General features: G+C 68.6%; 16 protein-coding genes. 13 read left to right on the forward strand and 3 right to left on the reverse strand.

Annotated features, from left to right (window positions below; genetic code table 11):
• The first annotated feature begins 60 nt into the window (after positions 1–60).
• The 6 genes from KK131_RS06805 (at position 61) to KK131_RS06830 (ending at position 4,877) form a co-directional block, all read left to right on the forward strand.
• Positions 61–282, forward strand: a complete 222-nt coding sequence (locus KK131_RS06805; RefSeq protein ID WP_214555916.1) for a hypothetical protein — start codon at positions 61–63, stop codon at positions 280–282.
• 172 nt (positions 283–454) lie between these two features.
• Complete coding sequence (locus tag KK131_RS06810; RefSeq protein ID WP_214555917.1) at positions 455–2,101, forward strand: NAD(P)/FAD-dependent oxidoreductase; 1,647 nt, start codon at positions 455–457, stop codon at positions 2,099–2,101.
• An 89-nt stretch (positions 2,102–2,190) separates the two neighbouring features.
• Positions 2,191–2,502, forward strand: coding sequence for a helix-turn-helix domain-containing protein (locus KK131_RS06815; protein WP_214555918.1), 312 nt, complete (start codon positions 2,191–2,193; stop codon positions 2,500–2,502).
• A complete protein-coding gene (locus KK131_RS06820; RefSeq protein WP_214555919.1) occupies positions 2,502–3,800 on the forward strand; it encodes a type II toxin-antitoxin system HipA family toxin in 1,299 nt (432 codons plus the stop codon). The genes KK131_RS06815 and KK131_RS06820 overlap by 1 nt, the downstream gene beginning before the upstream one ends.
• A gap of 166 nt (positions 3,801–3,966) precedes the next feature.
• Entirely contained in the window at positions 3,967–4,143 is a 177-nt protein-coding gene (locus tag KK131_RS06825) for a hypothetical protein (RefSeq protein WP_214555920.1), read from the forward strand.
• Positions 4,144–4,223: 80 nt separating this feature from the next.
• Positions 4,224–4,877 (forward strand): DsbA family oxidoreductase, encoded by a 654-nt coding sequence (locus KK131_RS06830; protein ID WP_214555921.1) that lies wholly within the window; start codon positions 4,224–4,226, stop codon positions 4,875–4,877.
• Positions 4,878–4,885: 8 nt separating this feature from the next.
• Here KK131_RS06830 and KK131_RS06835 read toward each other — a convergent pair whose 3' ends face one another.
• Positions 4,886–7,843, reverse strand: a complete 2,958-nt coding sequence (locus tag KK131_RS06835) for an EAL domain-containing protein (protein WP_214555922.1) — start codon at positions 7,841–7,843, stop codon at positions 4,886–4,888.
• Between the two features lie 224 nt (positions 7,844–8,067).
• Between KK131_RS06835 and dinG the strand changes: the two genes are divergently transcribed.
• From dinG to KK131_RS06870, 7 genes are all read left to right on the forward strand, one after another.
• The gene (dinG, locus tag KK131_RS06840; protein WP_214555923.1) at positions 8,068–10,188 is read left to right on the forward strand and encodes an ATP-dependent DNA helicase DinG; all 2,121 of its coding nucleotides are present in this window, start codon (positions 8,068–8,070) and stop codon (positions 10,186–10,188) included.
• Positions 10,185–10,745 (forward strand): HutD family protein, encoded by a 561-nt coding sequence (locus tag KK131_RS06845; protein WP_214555924.1) that lies wholly within the window; start codon positions 10,185–10,187, stop codon positions 10,743–10,745. Before dinG ends, KK131_RS06845 begins: the two co-directional genes overlap by 4 nt.
• 57 nt (positions 10,746–10,802) lie before the next feature.
• On the forward strand, positions 10,803–11,381 hold the full coding sequence (locus KK131_RS06850; RefSeq protein ID WP_214555925.1) for an NnrU family protein: 579 nt from the start codon (positions 10,803–10,805) through the stop codon (positions 11,379–11,381).
• A gap of 78 nt (positions 11,382–11,459) precedes the next feature.
• Positions 11,460–11,657, forward strand: coding sequence for a hypothetical protein (locus KK131_RS06855; RefSeq protein WP_056388106.1), 198 nt, complete (start codon positions 11,460–11,462; stop codon positions 11,655–11,657).
• A 118-nt stretch (positions 11,658–11,775) separates the two neighbouring features.
• Positions 11,776–12,837 (forward strand): DUF4325 domain-containing protein, encoded by a 1,062-nt coding sequence (locus tag KK131_RS06860; RefSeq protein WP_214555926.1) that lies wholly within the window; start codon positions 11,776–11,778, stop codon positions 12,835–12,837.
• A 2-nt stretch (positions 12,838–12,839) separates the two neighbouring features.
• Positions 12,840–13,439: a DUF938 domain-containing protein gene (locus KK131_RS06865; RefSeq protein WP_214555927.1), complete on the forward strand. Its 600-nt coding sequence runs from the start codon at positions 12,840–12,842 to the stop codon at positions 13,437–13,439.
• 45 nt (positions 13,440–13,484) lie between these two features.
• The gene (locus KK131_RS06870) at positions 13,485–13,886 is read left to right on the forward strand and encodes a YchJ family metal-binding protein (protein WP_214555928.1); all 402 of its coding nucleotides are present in this window, start codon (positions 13,485–13,487) and stop codon (positions 13,884–13,886) included.
• A 3-nt stretch (positions 13,887–13,889) separates the two neighbouring features.
• On the opposite strand, the gene ligB is transcribed toward KK131_RS06870, so the two are convergent.
• Both ligB and KK131_RS06880 read right to left on the reverse strand, forming a co-directional pair.
• Positions 13,890–15,581 (reverse strand): NAD-dependent DNA ligase LigB, encoded by a 1,692-nt coding sequence (gene ligB, locus KK131_RS06875; protein WP_214555929.1) that lies wholly within the window; start codon positions 15,579–15,581, stop codon positions 13,890–13,892.
• Positions 15,582–15,674: 93 nt separating this feature from the next.
• Entirely contained in the window at positions 15,675–16,451 is a 777-nt protein-coding gene (locus KK131_RS06880; RefSeq protein WP_214555930.1) for an NRDE family protein, read from the reverse strand.
• Between the last annotated feature and the right edge of the window lie 7 nt (positions 16,452–16,458).

Consider the following 16,458-nt stretch of genomic DNA (forward strand, 5'->3'; position numbering starts at 1 on the left):
GGCCGTGGCCTGCCTCCTGCTTGCAGGGAGATGACTTCCCCCATCTTCCGAGCAAGCATCATGGAACAGATCAAATGCATCATCGTCGGCGGCCCGCAACACGGCCTGGTCCTCCGGCGCCTGTGGGACCGGCGCCGCCCGGCGCCGTTGTGCATAACCGCCGTCGACGGCGAACCGTGCATTGCGGCCGCCCGCCGGCATGACGAAGGCATGGGCACGCGCTATCTGCTGCTGCATCCACGTGCCACGGGCGAACAGATCCTGACCATGCTGGCGGCCTGAACTGACCCACCGGGTCACCCCGCGAATGCGGGTGTGCGGCCACTGGCGCGCATCGGAAGCGCGACAGACGATCCGGCGGGCTGACCCGCGCCTTGTCCGGCAAGCAGCATCGCGTCGACAATAGCTGGCCGGGCCAACGCCCCTCCACGCCGATCGACCGCCCCGGACCCCCATGCTGCGACTGACCGACCTCAAGCTGCCGCTCGATCACGGCGAGGCCGCGCTCACCGCCGCGATCCTCAAGCGGCTGGACATCGAAGCCGCCGCGCTCACCGGCTACAGCATCGCCCGGCGCGGCTACGACGCGCGCAAGCGCGGCGCGATCGTGCTGATCTACGCACTGGACATCGACACCCCGCGCGAAGCGGAACTGCTGCGACGCTTCGCCGACGATCCGCACGTGCAACCCACGCCGGACACCGGCTACCACTTCGTGGCCAAGGCCCCGCCACGCATGGAACACCGGCCGCTGGTGATCGGCTTCGGCCCGTGCGGGCTGTTCGCCGGGTTGATCCTGGCGCAGATGGGCTTCCGCCCGATCATCCTCGACCGCGGCAAGCAAGTGCGCGAGCGCACGAAGGACACCTGGGACCTGTGGCGCAAGCGCCAGCTGCATCCCGAGTCGAACGTGCAGTTCGGCGAGGGCGGCGCCGGCACGTTTTCCGACGGCAAGCTGCACAGCCAGATCCGCGACCCGCTGCATCATGGCCGCAAGGTGCTGACCGAGTTCGTCAAGGCCGGCGCGCCGGAGGAAATCCTCTACGTCAGCAAGCCGCACATCGGCACGTTCCGGCTGGTGACGATGGTGGAGAACATGCGCGCCACGATCGAGTCGCTGGGCGGCGAGATCCGCTTCAGCCAGCGCGTCGATGATCTGTTGCTGGAACCGTGCGCGGATGGCCAGCGGCAGATCCGCGGCGTGACCCTGGCCAGCGGCGAGCAGATCCGTGCCGATCATGTGGTGCTCGCGCTCGGCCACAGCGCGCGCGACACCTTCGAGATGCTGCACGCGCGCGGCGTGTACCTGGAAGCCAAGCCATTCTCGATCGGCTTCCGCATCGAACACCCGCAATCGGTGATCGACCGCGCCCGCTTCGGTCCGCAGGCCGGCCACCCGATCCTCGGTGCGGCCGACTACAAGCTGGTGCATCACGGCAAAGGAAATCAGGGCGGACGCGGGCGCTCGGTGTACAGCTTCTGCATGTGCCCCGGCGGCACCGTGGTCGCCGCCGCCAGCGAGCCCGGCCGCGTGGTCACCAACGGCATGAGCCAGTACTCGCGCAACGAGCGCAATGCGAACGCCGCGGTGGTGGTCGGCATCGACCCGCCTGATTTCGCGCCGTACGACGCCAGCGGCAGCCCGCTCGCCGGCATCGCGCTGCAGCGCGCGCTGGAAAGCCACGCCTACGTGCTCGGCGGCGAAAACTACAGCGCCCCCGCGCAACTGGTCGGCGATTTCCTGGCTGGCCGCGCCTCGCGCGAATTCGGCGACGTGCAGCCTTCCTACAAGCCCGGCGTCACGCTGGGCAGCCTCGACAGCGCCCTGCCCGACTACGCGATCGCCGCCATCCGCGAGGCGCTGCCCGCGTTCGAGCGGCAGATCAGGGGCTACGCGATGCACGACGCGATCCTTACCGGTGTGGAGACGCGCACCTCATCGCCGGTGCGCATCAAGCGCGACGACAGCCTGCAAAGCCTCAACACCCGCGGCCTGTACCCCGCCGGCGAAGGCGCCGGCTACGCCGGCGGCATCCTTTCGGCCGCAGTGGACGGCATCGAGATCGCCGAGGCGGTGGCGCTGAGCATGATGGAAGGCTGAGGCCCAAAGAGTGTTTCGGGCTGGATAAGCCAGCCGTTGTCAGCGAACGGCGACAATGCTAGTATGTCGACGTTCGCTGACATTGCCATATGTCGTCGTACGGCGACTTCGAGGCCATCATGTTCATCCGGACCCCGCAGGATATTGGTGCATTGCTGCGCGAGCATCGCCAGAAGGCCGGGCTTGATCAGGCCGAACTGGCCCGACGCATCGGTGTCAGCCGGCAATGGGTGGTGGAAGTCGAGCGCGGCAAGCCGCGCGCGGAAATCGGCCTGGTATTGCGCGCACTCAATGCACTCGATACGCCACTGCAGGTCGGTTTGACCCCATCCTTCGGCGGCATTGCCGACGCGCCGGACATCGACATCGACGCCATCGTCGACTCGGCCCGGCTGCCGTGATGACGACCCACCCGCTGATCGCCGTGATGAACGGCGCGGTCATCGGCACGATCACCCGCGAGCGCACCGGTCGTCTGCGTTTTGATTACGCCGACGACTGGCGCCAGCGTCCGGATGCGATTCCATTGTCGTTGTCGATGCCGCTGGTGCGTGCCGGACACCCGCACGCCGTCGTCGACGCCTTCCTGTGGGGTCTGCTGCCGGACAACGAGCAGACCTTGGCGCGCTGGGCCAGCCGTCTCCGCGTCTCCGCGCGCAATGCGTACGGCCTGCTGGCGCACATCGGAGAAGATTGCGCCGGTGCGGTGCAATTCGTGCCGGCGGATCGCCTGGGTGCACTGCAGAATCCGGTTGTCGATGACATCGGCTGGCTGGACGAAGCCGAGATCGGAGAGCGACTTCGTGCCTTGCGCCAGGACCCCTCGGCCACCCGGCGCGCCACCGACCATGGCCAGTTCAGCCTCGCTGGCGCGCAACCAAAGACGGCGCTGCTGCTGCGCGATGGCCGCTGGGGCGTGCCGGCCGGCCGCACACCGACCACGCATATCCTGAAGCCACCCACCGGCGCGTTTGACGGCCACGCCGAAAACGAACACTTCTGCCTCGCCCTGGCGCGCCGGCTCGGCCTGCCGGTGGCGCATTCCGAAGTGCGGCAATTCGATGGCGAACCCGCCATCGTGGTCGCCCGTTTCGACCGCATCGAACAGCAGGGCCAGCTGCTGCGCGTGCATCAGGAAGACCTGTGCCAGGCACTCGCCGTGCCGCCCACGCGCAAGTACCAGAGCGATGGCGGTCCCGGCCCGGTCGCGATTGCCGAGGTGCTGCGCACCCATTCCAGCGCGCCGAGCCGCGACGTGGACACCTTCATCGACGCACTGGCCTTCAACTGGCTGATCGCCGGCACCAATGCGCACGCGAAGAACTACGCCCTGCTGTTCGGCAGCGGCGGCCGCATCCGTCTGGCGCCGCTGTACGACCTCGGCAGTGCCTTGCCGTACCCGGCGCTACGTCAGGACAAGCTGGCGATGGCGATGAAGATCGGCAACACCTACCGCCTGCGCGACATCCGCCGGCACCACTGGGAAACCCTGCTGCGCGATCTTCGGGTGAATGCTGACGCCGCGCTGGCGCGCATCGCCGGCATGGCTGCAGCCCTGCCTGACCATGCCGACGAACTCGCCCGCAGCATGCAGCGCGAAGGCCTCACCCACCCGATCCTCGATCAGTTGCCCTCGTTGCTGGCAGACAGCGCGCGCGAAAAATTGAGCCGGCTTGTCCAGCCACCGGCCAACCCGTAGGCCGCGCCCTCGCGTACCAGGCATACCCCATGTCACGCACCCTCATCCAGCACTACCTCAACGACCTGGCCACCTTGCGCCAGGTCGGCGGCACCCATCGCGAAAGCGTGGTGCGCGAGGCGTTCTAAGGATCTGCTCAAGGGGCTGGGCGCGCCAGCACGAGTTGGTGCTCGTTCCCGAGTACGAAATCGAATCGCCCGCGAAGGAGCGTCGCTACGTCGACGGCGCGCTGCCGCACGCGCTGCGCATGCCGTACGGCCACTGGGAAGCGAAGGACGACCGCGATGATCTGGATGCCGAGATAGAGCTGAAGTTCAAGCGCGGCTATCCGAAGGGCAACTGACCCCACGGCGCTTGTGTAGAACGGCGATCGCCTCCATCTCGGGCGAACCCGATCACCATCCCCTGCCCCAAGGTTCCGCCATGAATACTGCCACGCCGTTACGCATCGACTTCGTCTCGGACGTTTCCTGCCCGTGGTGCGCGATTGGCCTGGCTTCGCTGCAGCAGGCGCTGGCGAAGCTGCAGGGCGAGGTCGCCGCGGAGATCCATTTCCAGCCGTTCGAGCTGAACCCGCGGATGGCGCCCGAAGGCGAGGATTCCACCGAGCACGTGGCACGCAAGTACGGCAGTTCGGTCGAGCAGGTCATGGCGAACCGGGAGGCGATCCGCGCCCGCGGTGCGGCGCTGGGTTTCACGTTCAACATGGACCGGCGCAGCCGCGTCTACAACACCTTCGACGCGCACCGGCTGCTGCACTGGGCCGAGCTGGAGGGTCGCCAGCTCGCGCTGAAGCAGATTCTGTTTCGCGCCTATTTCACCGACGGCGAGGACGTGGGCGCGCACGACACGCTGCTGCGGCTGGCTGCCGAAGCGGGCCTGGATGCCGATCGCGCACGGCAGATTCTCGCCGGCGACGAGTTTGCCGACGAGGTGCGCGCGCAGGAGCAGTTCTTCCAGAGCCGCGGCATCCACTCGGTGCCGGCGACCATCGTCAACGGCCAGCACCTGATTTCCGGCGGGCAGCCGCCGGAAGCGTTCGAGCAGGCGTTGCGGCAGATCGTCGCCAGCGCGTAGCCCCGCGCTCACGCGTCGACGGCACGCGGCTCCAGCCAGTGTGCGATCGGCGCCGGATGGCCGAGCAGGTAACCCTGGCCCATCTCGCAGCTCATCGCCATCAGCGCGCCGTGCTGGATCGCGGTTTCGATGCCCTCGGCGATCACCTGGATGTTCAGCGCGCGCGCCAGCGCCAGGATCGCCGCCACCACCGTGGTGCTGGATGTGTTGGCGTCCTTGTCCAGCTCCTGCACGAATGCGCGGTCGATCTTCAGGATGCGCAGCGGCAGCGAGTGCAGGTAGCTGAGCGAGGAGTAGCCGGTGCCGAAATCGTCCAGCGCCGCGCCGACGCCGATCGCGCGCAGGCGTTCCAGCGTGGCGCGCACGCGCTCCGGATTGTCCAGCAGCGCGCCTTCGGTGACCTCGACCACCAGCCGCGACGGCGGCAGGCCGGTGCGTTCCAGCAGATGGATCAGGCGCCGGTCGAAATCCGCATGGCGCAGGTGCAGCGCCGAGACGTTCACCGTCAGGAAGGTATCGGTGCGAGCGTGTTGCAACAGCAGCCGGCAACTGAGTTCGAACATGCGCCAGTCGATCGACTCGATCAGCCCGCTGTCCTCGGCGATCTTCAGGAAATCGCCGGGCCGCAGCACGCCGCGCTGCGGATGGTTCCAGCGGATCAGCGCCTCGTAGCCGAGCACCCGGTTGCCGCCATCGAGTCCGCAGATCGGCTGGAAATACGGCTCGAACTGGTCGTGCAGCAGCGCCTGGCGCAGTTCGCCCTCGAGCGCCAGCACGTCGACCACGTTCTTGGCCAGCGTCTCGTCGAACAGCTCGAAGCGCTTGCGCCCCAGTTCCTTGGCCCGGTACAGCGCGATGTCGGCGTCGCGCAGCACCTCGTCGGCCGCCGCGTAGTGGTCGTCGCCGATCGCGATGCCCACGCTGGCGGTCACCTGCAGTTCCTTGCCGGCGACCAGCATCGGCGCACCCAGTGCGTCCAGCACGCGCTGCGCCACGGTCGTGGCCGCCTGCGGCAGGTCGTCCTGTTCCAGCAGGATAGCAAACTCGTCGCCGGACAAGCGCGCCACCAGATCGGGATGGCGCACGCAACTGGCCATGCGGGTCGCCACCTCTTTCAGCACGTCGTCGCCGGCCAGGTGGCCGAGGCTGTCATTGATGATCTTGAAGCGGTCGACGTCCAGGTACAGCAGCGCGCAACGCTGCTGCGGCTCGCGCCGCATGGTGGCCAGCACGCGATCGATGCGGTCGCGCAGGTAGCTGCGGTTCGGCAGGCCGGTCAGCGAGTCGTGCATGACCTGGTGGCGCAGCTGGTCCTGCATGCGCTCGCGTTCGATGATTTCCTTGCGCAAGGCCAGCGTGCGTTCCTCCACACGGTGTTCGAGCTGCTCGTAGGCGCGCTTCAGCGATTCGGCGGAACGGCGCCGGGTCAGGCTGTTGGCGACCTGCGAGGCGACGAAGCTGAGCAGTTCCTGGTCGGCCGGACCGTACACCACGTCGGGCCGGTAGCTCTGCACGGTGACCAGGCCGATCACCTCGTCGGCCACGATCAGCGGCACGCCCAGCCAGCACATCGCCGGCGAGCCCATCCGCCCCGGCGCGATCTCGCCGCGCCGGTCGAGTTCCTCGATATCGGCATTGTCGACGCGCAGCGCCCGCCCCAGGCGCAGCACGTACTCGCTCAGGCCGCGGCCCAATGGACGCTCGGCCGGCGGCGCCAGCACCGCGTCCACCGAGTAGGGAAACGTCAGCCGGAGGCGATCGTCGGAAAGCAAGGCGATGAAGAAGTTTTCCGCATTCAGCAACTCGCCGACCACCGCGTGCACGCGCCGATAGAACGCGTCCTGGTCGATGTCCGCCGTGGCCAGCTCGGCGATCTGGAACAGCGCGGCCTGCAGGTGCTCGGCGCGTTGCCGTTCCAGGATCTCCAGTTGCAGGCCGCGGTTCGCTTCGGCCAGTTGCTGGGTGCGCAACTGCACGCGGTGTTCCAGGTCCTCCTTGCCCTGCTTGCGCTCCAGCGCGGTGAGAATGTGGCTGCCGACGAACTCCAGAAGAGTCAGGTCCTCTTCGCTGAAACCGACGTCCGGCCGGTAGCTCTGCACCACCAGCGCGCCACACGGCTGAGCGTCGCGCAGCATCGGCACGCCCAGCCAGTCGTAGCTGTCCGGGCCGATCAGCGTCACCGGCCCGGTCACCTGCTTGCGCAGCTCCTCGGCATCGCCCATGCGTGCCTTGCCGTCGCTGATCACGTACCAGGTCAGCGAGTGCTCGATCACGCTCAACGGCAGGTCGCTGCCAACCTCGAACGGGGGTGGCGATTCGACATCGACGAAATACAGGAAGCGGATCGTGCTGCGCGCCGCGTCGTGCAGCACGATGAAGAAATTTTCGGCGTACATCAGCGTACTGACGATCGCGTGGATGCCGCGCAACATGTCCGGCATGTCACGCTCGGAGCCGGCAAGGTCGGAGATCGCGAACAGCGCGCGTTGCAGGTTCTCCGAACGCTCAAGCTGCTCGTGCGAATCCTGCAGTTCGGCCCACTCCAGCGCCCGCCGCAGGTGCTGGCCGGCCAGTTGCAGCGGCACCTCCAGCTCCGCGAAGAAATCCGCATCGGCATGCGCGGATTGCAGTTGCAACAGCAGCACGGCCGGCTCGGGCTTCGCGCACAAGCGGATCGCCACGCGCTGGCGGTCCGGATGCCAATGCGGGCCGCCCCCCTGGCTGGCGGTGGCCAGCCAGGGTCCGTCCGCCGCCGCGAACGGCGCCGTCGCCAGGCCGGGCGCGGCCGCCATACCATCCAGTCCCCACCGCACGCTGGCCGCGACGCAGCCCGGCCTGGCCTGGGCCAGCGCAGCGATCGCCTCGGCCACCTCCTCCGGCGTATGCGCAACGATCAGCCGGGCCAGCCAGCTCAGCTGCAACGATCCGTCGTGCGGCATCGGCTCAACAGCATCGGCATGCTTCATCGATGGAGCTCCCCCCAGGCGCGGGCCCGCCAACGCCGATGGGCCAGCACCCCTCAAAAGGGCGCGCCACGCTGGCGTCGGGCTTCGCTGAGCCTGCCCCCATGCGGGCGAACGCGCAATACCGATAAACTGCCCGACTGCACCGACCGGCCCGGCGCCGTCGGCCGCCGCCATGCTTTACGCGGCTTCATGCGCCACCCGCAGCACAGGTTCCCGATCCGTCCATGCTCGCCGACACCACCAAAGACGCCATCCGCGCCGCCTATGCACGCCTGAAGGACGGCTTGCCGGGCTTCCGCGCGCGCGCCTCGCAGGGGCGGATGATCGCCGAGGTGGCCAAGGCTTTCGGCCGCAGCGGCGGGGTGGCGGTGATCGAAGCGCCCACCGGCACCGGCAAGTCGATGGCCTACCTGATTGCCGGCGTCGCGGTGGCGCGCTTCCAGAAGAAGAAGCTGCTGATCGCCACCGCCACCGTGGCGTTGCAGGAGCAGCTGGTGCGACGCGACATCCCGCTGTATCTGCAGCTCAACGGCATCGAGGCGAAGGTGGCGCTGGCGAAAGGCCGCGGCCGCTACCTGTGCCCGCGCAACCTGATGACGGCGGCGAACAGCATCAACGACACCGCACAGATGGGCCTGGCCGGCTTCGACGCGGATCTGGTGCTGTGGACCAAACCGCCGCAGGCGCGCGACAAGCAGGCGCTGGCGAAACTGCGCGTTGCGTTCGACCGCAACGAGTGGGACGGCGACATGGACAGCGCGCCGGAGCCGGTCAGCGACTTGCTGCGGCCGATGATCACCACCAGCGCCGGCGGCTGCACCAACCGCAAGTGCGGCCAGTTCATGATCTGCCCGTTCTTCGCCGCGCGCCGCGCGGTGGACGACGCCGAGATCATCGTGGCGAACCAGGACCTGGTGCTGGCCGACCTCACCATGCCGGGCGAGGACGAGGGCGGCGGTGTTCAGGCATGGGGCGGGGTGATCCTGCCGCGGCCGGACGAGACGCTGTACATCTTCGACGAAGGCCACCACGTGCCGGGCAAGGCGATCGACCGCGGCGCGGCCGAGGTCTACATGACCGCCACCGTGCGCCAGCTGAGCCGGCTCGGCCGGCAGGTGCACGCGGCCTACTCGCTCACCGACAAGGAAACGCTGGGGAAGCTCACGCTGGATGCCGGCGACGCGAAGCTGCAGGAACTCGGCGACGCGCTGGAGGAACTGGAAAAGGAAATCCGCCTCGGCTGGCTGCCCGATCCGGCCGAGACCGAACCGATGTACCGCGGCTCGCTGGGCCAACTTCCCGAATCGTGGATGGAACATGCGCGTGGGCTCAGCCTGAGTACCGGCGAAGTGCAGCGCTGGCTCGGCGCGGTGCGCCGCGCGGTGGTCGAGATGACCGACGGCGGCCCGACCCAGGAAGCGCTGTCGCGCGAACTGGGCATCGCGCTGGAGCGCATCGGCAAGCAGGCGGCCTGTTGGCGCGCGTGGTCCAGCGACGATCCCGACGACGCGCCGCCGCTGGCGCGCTGGGTCACCCTGGGTGCCGATCAGCAACTGGTCTGCCACGCCTCGGCGGTATCCGCCGCCGGCCTGCTGCGCAGCGTGCTGTGGGGCAACGCCAGCGGCGTGCTGATGACCTCGGCCACGCTGAGCGCGGGCGGCAACTTCCGCGGCTTCGCCGACGCCGTGGGCCTGCCCGACGACGCGGTGACCCTGAGCCTGCCCTCGCCGTTCGACCTCGCTTCACAAGCACGACTCGAAGTGCCGGCGATGCGCACCCTGCCCGATGCGCGCGAGGCGCACGCCGAGGAGATCAGCGAATGGCTGGCCGAGAACCTCGACTGGGACGCCGGCAACCTGGTGCTGTTCACCTCGCGCGTGAAGCTCGACCGCGTATTGCAGAAGCTGCCGATCGCGCAGGTGCGCAAGGTGCGCGCGCAGGGCTCGCTGGGCAAGTCGCAGCTGGTCGCCGAACACTGCGCCGACATCGAAGCCGGCAAGGGCAGCACGCTGTTCGGGCTGGCCTCGTTCGGCGAAGGCCTGGACCTGCCCGGCAAGCTGTGCGAGACAGTGGTGATCACCCAGCTGCCGTTCGCCGTGCCTACCGACCCGGTCGGCGCCACCTATGCCGAGTGGCTGGAATCGCGCGGGCGCAACCCGTTCATCGAGGTCAGCATCCCCGAGGCCACGCGCCTGCTCACCCAGTACTGCGGCCGCCTGATCCGCAACGAGACCGACCGCGGCCGCATCGTGCTGCTGGACCGCCGCGTGGTCACCAAGCGCTACGGCAGCGGCATGCTGAAGGCGCTGCCGCCGTTCCAGCGCGTCATCGAGAGGACCGCATGATCATCCGCCTGGCCGACCGCCCTTCGCAGCCGTGGAAGAACGGCCTGGGCCGTACCCGAGAAATAGCCGTCCAGCCGTCCGTGGACGGCGGCGACGGTTTCCTGTGGCGGGTGAGCGTGGCCGAGGTCGACAGCGCCGCGCCGTTCTCCGCGTTTCCCGGCATCGACCGGCAGATCGCGCTGCTCGATGGCGCCGGCTTCACGATGACGCTGGACGACGGCCGCGTGCACGCGCTGACCACGCCGTTCGCACCGTTCGCGTTTGCCGGCGAGGCGAAAGTGGACGTGGTGCTCGCCGGCGGCCCCAGCCGCGACTTCAACCTGATGGTGCGGCGCGCGCAGGCGCGCGGCGAAGTGCAGGTGTGGAGCCGACCGACGACGCGCAAGACCGACCCGGCGACGGTGCTGGTGTTCTGCGCCCGTGGCGTGATCGACACCGCCGGCGGCCGGCTGCATGCCGGCGACGCATGGCGCCCACTGCCGCACTCGGTCGATCCGGTCACGCTGCGCGACGGCGCGCTGGCGCTGGTCGTCCGGATCGAGTCCTGCGCCCCCTGATCGGCCGCCGCGCTCGCCTATACTCGGGCCCCACCCACCTGAGCTAAGGCGAACTTCATGTCCATCCTGATCCTCGGCCTGCTGATCTTTCTCGGCGTGCATTCGCTGCGCCTGTTTGCCGACGGCTGGCGCAACCGGCAGGTGGCGCGGCTGGGCGAGCTGCGCTGGAAAGGCCTGTACACGCTGGTATCGCTGATCGGCTTTGCGCTGATCTGCTGGGGCTTCGGCCTGGCGCGCCAGCATGCGGTGCTGCTGTACGTGCCGCCGCTGGCCCTGCGCCACGCCAACGCGCTGTTCACCCTGGTCGCGTTCGTGCTGGTGGCTGCCGCCTATGTCCCGCGCAACCATCTCAAGGCGAAATTCGGCCACCCGATGCTGCTCGGCGTGAAGGTGTGGGCGTTCGGCCACCTGCTGGCCACCGGCATGCTGCACGACGCGCTGTTGTTCGGCGCCTTCCTGCTGTGGGCGGTGGTGCTGTTCATCGCGTCGCGCCGGCGCGATCGGCTGGCCGGCACCGTCTACCCGGCGGGCAGGCTGCAAGGCGACGTGCTGGCCGTGGTGATCGGCGTCGCGGCCTGGGCGGCCTTCGCGCTGTGGCTGCACCTGCGGCTGATCGGAGTGAACCCGATGCCGTGAGGGGTGCCGGGAGTCACCTGCGCGCGGGCCTCGACCTGCGCTAGAGTCTGCGCTGTCCCCACCCGCGAGGAACGACGCATGACCGGTTTCCTGCTCTGGCTGTTGCTGCTGGTGTTCTGCTGGCCGCTCGCGCTGCTGGCGCTGGTGCTGTACCCGATCGTGTGGCTGCTGTTGCTGCCGCTGCGCCTGGTCGGCATCACCGTGAGCGCCGTGTTCGCCTTCCTCGGCGCCTTGCTGATGCTGCCGGCGCGCGTATTGCGCGGCCACCCGGTCTGACACCGGCTCCGTCCTTTACGCCGGCATCTCGCTGGTTTGAAGGAACCAAAGCCCTTCATAACTTTACAATGGAGCCAGATAACTATCCAATAAGCACCGCATACTTTATGGTGCTCCCATGGCCCGACCCAGCCGTTCCGCGGAAATTGATGCCATGTTGTTGGCCCAGGTCCAGAGCCATCCCAACGACCTGGTGCGCGTCGTCGCCGACGCATTGGGGCTCAGCCGCGCCGCCGTAGCCACGCGCGCGCGCGCGCTGATCGGTGAAGGCTATCTGGCCAAGGTCGGAACAACGCGACCAACCTACCGTCCCGGCACCTCCCGTCGCGCCACTTTTCGTCATCTGCTGCACGGTCTCGCCGAGGATCGCGTATGGGCAAGTGATATCGCGCCACTGCTGAAAGGCCTGCCGGCGAACATCGTCGACATTAGCCACCACGGCCTGACCGAAATGGTCAACAACGCCATCGATCACTCCGAAGGGAAACACCTCAGGGTTCTCCTGGATCGCAACGACCGCCAGATCGCCATGATGGTGGCGGACGATGGAGTCGGCATTTTCCGCAAGATCACTCGCGCGCTGGATCTTCCCGACGAGCGGCTGGCACTGCTTGAGCTTTCAAAGGGAAAGTTGACCACCGATCCAAGGCGCCATTCCGGCGAAGGCGTGTTTTTCACTTCGCGCATGTTCGACCGTTTCCAGATCGCTTCCGGCGATCTGGTCTTCGACCACGACGATGGAGCGGGCGACGACCTGCTTTTCGACATTGACATGCGCCATGTCGGCCATGGCACGGCGGTGCTCATGGAAATCAGGGCCGACACCACCAGGACGGCCAAGGAAATTTTCGACCAATTCTCCAGCGGACCGGACGATTACACCTTCGCCAAGACAGTCGTTCCGGTCAGGCTGGCCAAGGCTGGTGACGAGAACCTGATCTCGCGCTCGCAAGCCAAGCGCCTGATGCAACGGGTAGAGCGGTTCCGCACCGTGGTACTCGACTTCGAAGCGGTCGCCAGCATCGGCCAGGCCTTTGCGGATGAAGTGTTCCGCGTCTTTGCGCACGACCACCCCGATGTGACCCTGGTTCCGATGCATGCGGTTCCCGCGGTTCGGCAGATGATTCGTCGAGCTGAAGTCGCACGCGATGCAGAAGGCGATCAACTCCCGCTGCTCTGACCATGGCCATCAAACCGTACTCGCCCGCCTGCGAGCGCAATCGCGAACCGATCCTCGGCGTGCTGCGCGAGTATTTTTCCGATCGCCGGAAGGCGCTGGAGATCGGCAGCGGCACCGGCCAGCACGCGGTGCACTTCGCGGCGGCACTGCCCTGGCTGACCTGGCAAAGCTCCGATCGCGCGGAGAACCTGCCCGGCATCCGCGCCTGGCTGGATGAAGCGGCACTGCCGAACACGCCGGCACCGCTGGAGTTCGACGTCAACGGCAGCTGGCCGGCGGGGCCGTTCGACGCCGTGTTCAGCGCCAACACCTTGCACATCATGGCCTGGCCCGAGGTGCAGCGGCTGTTCGCGCAATTGCCCGCGGTCGCCACCGACGACGCGGTCCTGATCGTCTACGGCCCGTTCAACGAGCAGGATCGCTACAGCAGCGAAAGCAATGCCGCGTTCGACCAGTGGCTCAAGGCGCGCGGTGCACATATGGCAATCCGCGATGCCGGAGCCGTCGACGCCTTGGCCGACGCCGCCGGCTTCCGCCTGCTCGCCGACATCGCGATGCCGGCCAACAACCGCTGCCGCGTGTGGCGGCGCATGCGCGGCTGAATACCCGCGCCTGCACGATCGCGCCGAACCGGGTACAAAGGCGGCATGAAGTCGATCGACACGCTGACTCCCTGCCCCTGCGGCAACCCGGCCGGTTACAGCCAATGCTGCGGGCCGTTGCACGACGGCGCCATCGCCGCCACGGCCGAACAACTGATGCGTTCGCGCTACAGCGCCTACGTGCTCAAGCGCGAGGATTACCTGCTCGCCAGCTGGCATCCCGACACGCGGCCGGCCTCGCTGCGGTTGTCCGCGCAGCAGCCGCCGCCGACCTGGCTGGGGCTGGAAGTGCGCCGCCAGCAACGCGTCGACGACGACCACGCCATCGTGGAGTTCGTCGCCCGCTACCGCCTCGGCGGCGGCCGCGCACAGCGCCAGCACGAGACCAGCCGCTTCGTGCGCGCAGACGGCCGCTGGTACTACCACGACGGCGAGTTGAAAAGCTGACGCTCAGAAACCCTGCACGCCGGCCGCATGCAGGCGTGCGGCCAGCGTGCGAACTTCGGGACAGCCGAAAAACGCCACCAGCTGGTTCGCGTGACCGGCGCCGATGCCGGCGAGCGCCTGCCAGTCGTTCGCTTCGCGCGCGCTCAGTGCGGCCCAGTGGGACAGTCCGGCAGCAACGCTGGCCGGCGCGCCGAGCGCCTGCAGCCAGCGCGCGAACGGGCGATCGCGGGCACCGGCAAAGCTGCGCGCCAGCGCCGCAGCACGGCCGGCGCCCAGGCCGGGCACGGTCGCCAGTTGTTCAGGCGTGAGGCTCATCCAGTCGAGCAGGTGATGGACCAGTCCGGCATCGATCAAGGCCTGCCAGGTATCCGCACCAAGACCCTCCAGCTGCAGCCCCTGCCGGCCGCCCAGCCACACCAGCCGCGCGCGAAACTGCCGCTCGCAGCCGGGCGTGGCCTGCCAGCAGTTCAGCGGGCCGTGCGCCCGCGGATCGGGCGGCGCCACCGGCACGCGCTGCTGCGTGCGCCACGCCACCGATTGCAGGCGCGGGATGGTCAGTCCGGCGAGCATCACCTCGACCTGGTCGCCGGGGCGGATGTCGAGTTGTTGCCAGCGCTTGAGCGAACCCACGCTGACCCGCTGCACGCGGTGGTCGTCCAACTGCACCGGCTCCAGTTCCAGCACCGGCGTGATGCGGCCGCTGCGGCCGACCGTGAAGTCCACCGCGCGCACCTCGGCCAGCGCCGACGCGGCCGGGTACTTCCACGCCACCGCCCAGTCCGGTGGCGCCGCCTGCCAGCTCGCGGCCGGCGGCCGATGGCCCTGGCGCAGCACCGTGCCGTCGGCGGCGAACGGCATCGCGTGGCGATACCACCGTTCGCGCCACTGCCTCACTTCATCCAGCGTGGCGACCGGGCGCGTATACGTCACGCTGTCGGCCAGCCCCATCGCCGCCAGGCCAGCCAGCCGCGACGGCATGTCGGCCGGACCGCTGGGCCAGTCCCACACGAACAGGCCGATCTGCGCGGCGCTGTCGGCATCCAGCGCATCGCGCGCCAGCGCGCCGGCCACCGTCGAACGCGCATTGGCGCCGCCGTCGTCGGCCTGCGCGTGGCCGGGCAGGCGCCAGTACAGCTCGCCCTGCAGCACTACGCGCGCGGGTGCATTCGGCAGGTGCTTGGGAATCGCCGCGATCGCCTGCGCCAGCCGCGTCCAGTCCGAGCCGTGCAGGCCATCACCGCGGCTGCTCGCCTGATGTAATTGGCCGTCCACATACAGCAAGGTCACCGCCACGCCGTCCGCCTTCGGCTGTACCCACAGATCGCGGTCGCCGTGCGCGTGCATCCATGCGCCGATCGCGGCGGCATCCGGCAACTTGGCCAGGCCGGTCTGCGCCACCGGCGAACGTACCCGGCCGCCGGCGTCGGCGAGATGCGCCAGCGGCGCCGGCGCTTGTGCGGGGAAACAGCGCTGCCATGCGGCGAGGCGCTGCATGGCCTGGTCGTAGACCGCGTCACTCACCGGCGATTGGCCCTCGACGCGGTACGCATGATTCCAGCCATCCAGCCGGTCATGCAGCGCGGCAAGCTCCTGCCGCGCCCGCGCCGGCGACCAGTCCGGACAAGCGGCCGCATGCGCCGCATTGGCGCCAGACAGCAGCATCCCGACGACCAGCGAAAACCATCCCCTGTGCATGTGCCCGCTCCGTTCCGTGGACCTGGCGACAGGCTAGCCAGCGGTCATCGGCGCAGGCAGCCGCCGATGCCGATCGCATGCGTAGGCGCCGGGCTAGCGCTGCAGCGCCAGCTCGCCGAAGCGCAGCATCGTCTCGCCGTGGAAGCGGCCGTTCGGCCCGAAGCGCCGCTCTGCGATCACGCCATGGCCATCGTGGCCGATCGCCACCACGGTGCTGGCGCGGGTGCCGTACTGCTCGCCGCGGATGAATGCCGACGACAGCCAGCGCTCGCGCTCCAGCCCCACACCGGTATCCGGCAGCTGTGCCTCCGGCGCCTGCCGCTCGTCGGCGAGCGCCTCGAACAGCGGCGCGAAATCCGCGTCGCCGCCAGCATCGATCCACTGCTGCAGCCGCTGCATCAGCGCGCGGGTCTTCGGCCACGGCGTGTTGAAGTCGGCGTTCGACAGGCCGTGTACGCCGGGGATCACCGCCTGCGCGCGGGGTTCGGGTCGGTTGCCCAAATAGAACGCCTCGCGCACATCGAAGGTAAGCAGGTTGAACGGGCGATAGTCGGCGGCCGTGCGCAGCAGTTGCCGCGCGTGCGTGGCGGCATCGACATCGCCACGAAGATAGTCGGTGGCGAGCAGGCCGCGCGAGGTGCCGAGCTGCGGATCGCGCGGGTCGCGCACGTTGGTCACCACGCAGCAGCGCCCGCCGTCGGCAACGCCCAGCCAGGTGCCGCCGGCCTCGAGGTCGCGCCCGCCGACGATCGGCGCGTCGTCCCAGCGCGCCAGCGCCGCACTGGGCCGCGCATGGAATTCATCACGATTGCCGGCCAGCAGCAGGCGCCAGCGCGGATGTGTGTTCCAGGCAAACGCGATCAGGCACATGCGCGAA

Origin of the sequence: Rhodanobacter sp. LX-99 (assembly GCF_018599185.1) — a bacterium.
In the GTDB taxonomy this organism is placed as follows: Bacteria; Pseudomonadota; Gammaproteobacteria; order Xanthomonadales; family Rhodanobacteraceae; genus Rhodanobacter.

Coding starts and splice junctions, on each gene's coding strand:
- KK131_RS06835 (WP_214555922.1), bottom strand. CDS start 7,843: ATGAAGCATGCCGATGCTGTTGAGCCGATGCCGCACGACGGATCGTTG.
- KK131_RS06810 (WP_214555917.1), top strand. CDS start 455: ATGCTGCGACTGACCGACCTCAAGCTGCCGCTCGATCACGGCGAGGCC.
- KK131_RS06830 (WP_214555921.1), top strand. CDS start 4,224: ATGAATACTGCCACGCCGTTACGCATCGACTTCGTCTCGGACGTTTCC.
- KK131_RS06880 (WP_214555930.1), bottom strand. CDS start 16,451: ATGTGCCTGATCGCGTTTGCCTGGAACACACATCCGCGCTGGCGCCTG.
- KK131_RS06820 (WP_214555919.1), top strand. CDS start 2,502: ATGACGACCCACCCGCTGATCGCCGTGATGAACGGCGCGGTCATCGGC.
- KK131_RS06850 (WP_214555925.1), top strand. CDS start 10,803: ATGTCCATCCTGATCCTCGGCCTGCTGATCTTTCTCGGCGTGCATTCG.
- KK131_RS06845 (WP_214555924.1), top strand. CDS start 10,185: ATGATCATCCGCCTGGCCGACCGCCCTTCGCAGCCGTGGAAGAACGGC.
- KK131_RS06855 (WP_056388106.1), top strand. CDS start 11,460: ATGACCGGTTTCCTGCTCTGGCTGTTGCTGCTGGTGTTCTGCTGGCCG.
- KK131_RS06815 (WP_214555918.1), top strand. CDS start 2,191: ATGTCGTCGTACGGCGACTTCGAGGCCATCATGTTCATCCGGACCCCG.
- KK131_RS06870 (WP_214555928.1), top strand. CDS start 13,485: ATGAAGTCGATCGACACGCTGACTCCCTGCCCCTGCGGCAACCCGGCC.
- ligB (WP_214555929.1), bottom strand. CDS start 15,581: ATGCACAGGGGATGGTTTTCGCTGGTCGTCGGGATGCTGCTGTCTGGC.
- KK131_RS06860 (WP_214555926.1), top strand. CDS start 11,776: ATGGCCCGACCCAGCCGTTCCGCGGAAATTGATGCCATGTTGTTGGCC.
- dinG (WP_214555923.1), top strand. CDS start 8,068: ATGCTCGCCGACACCACCAAAGACGCCATCCGCGCCGCCTATGCACGC.
- KK131_RS06805 (WP_214555916.1), top strand. CDS start 61: ATGGAACAGATCAAATGCATCATCGTCGGCGGCCCGCAACACGGCCTG.
- KK131_RS06865 (WP_214555927.1), top strand. CDS start 12,840: ATGGCCATCAAACCGTACTCGCCCGCCTGCGAGCGCAATCGCGAACCG.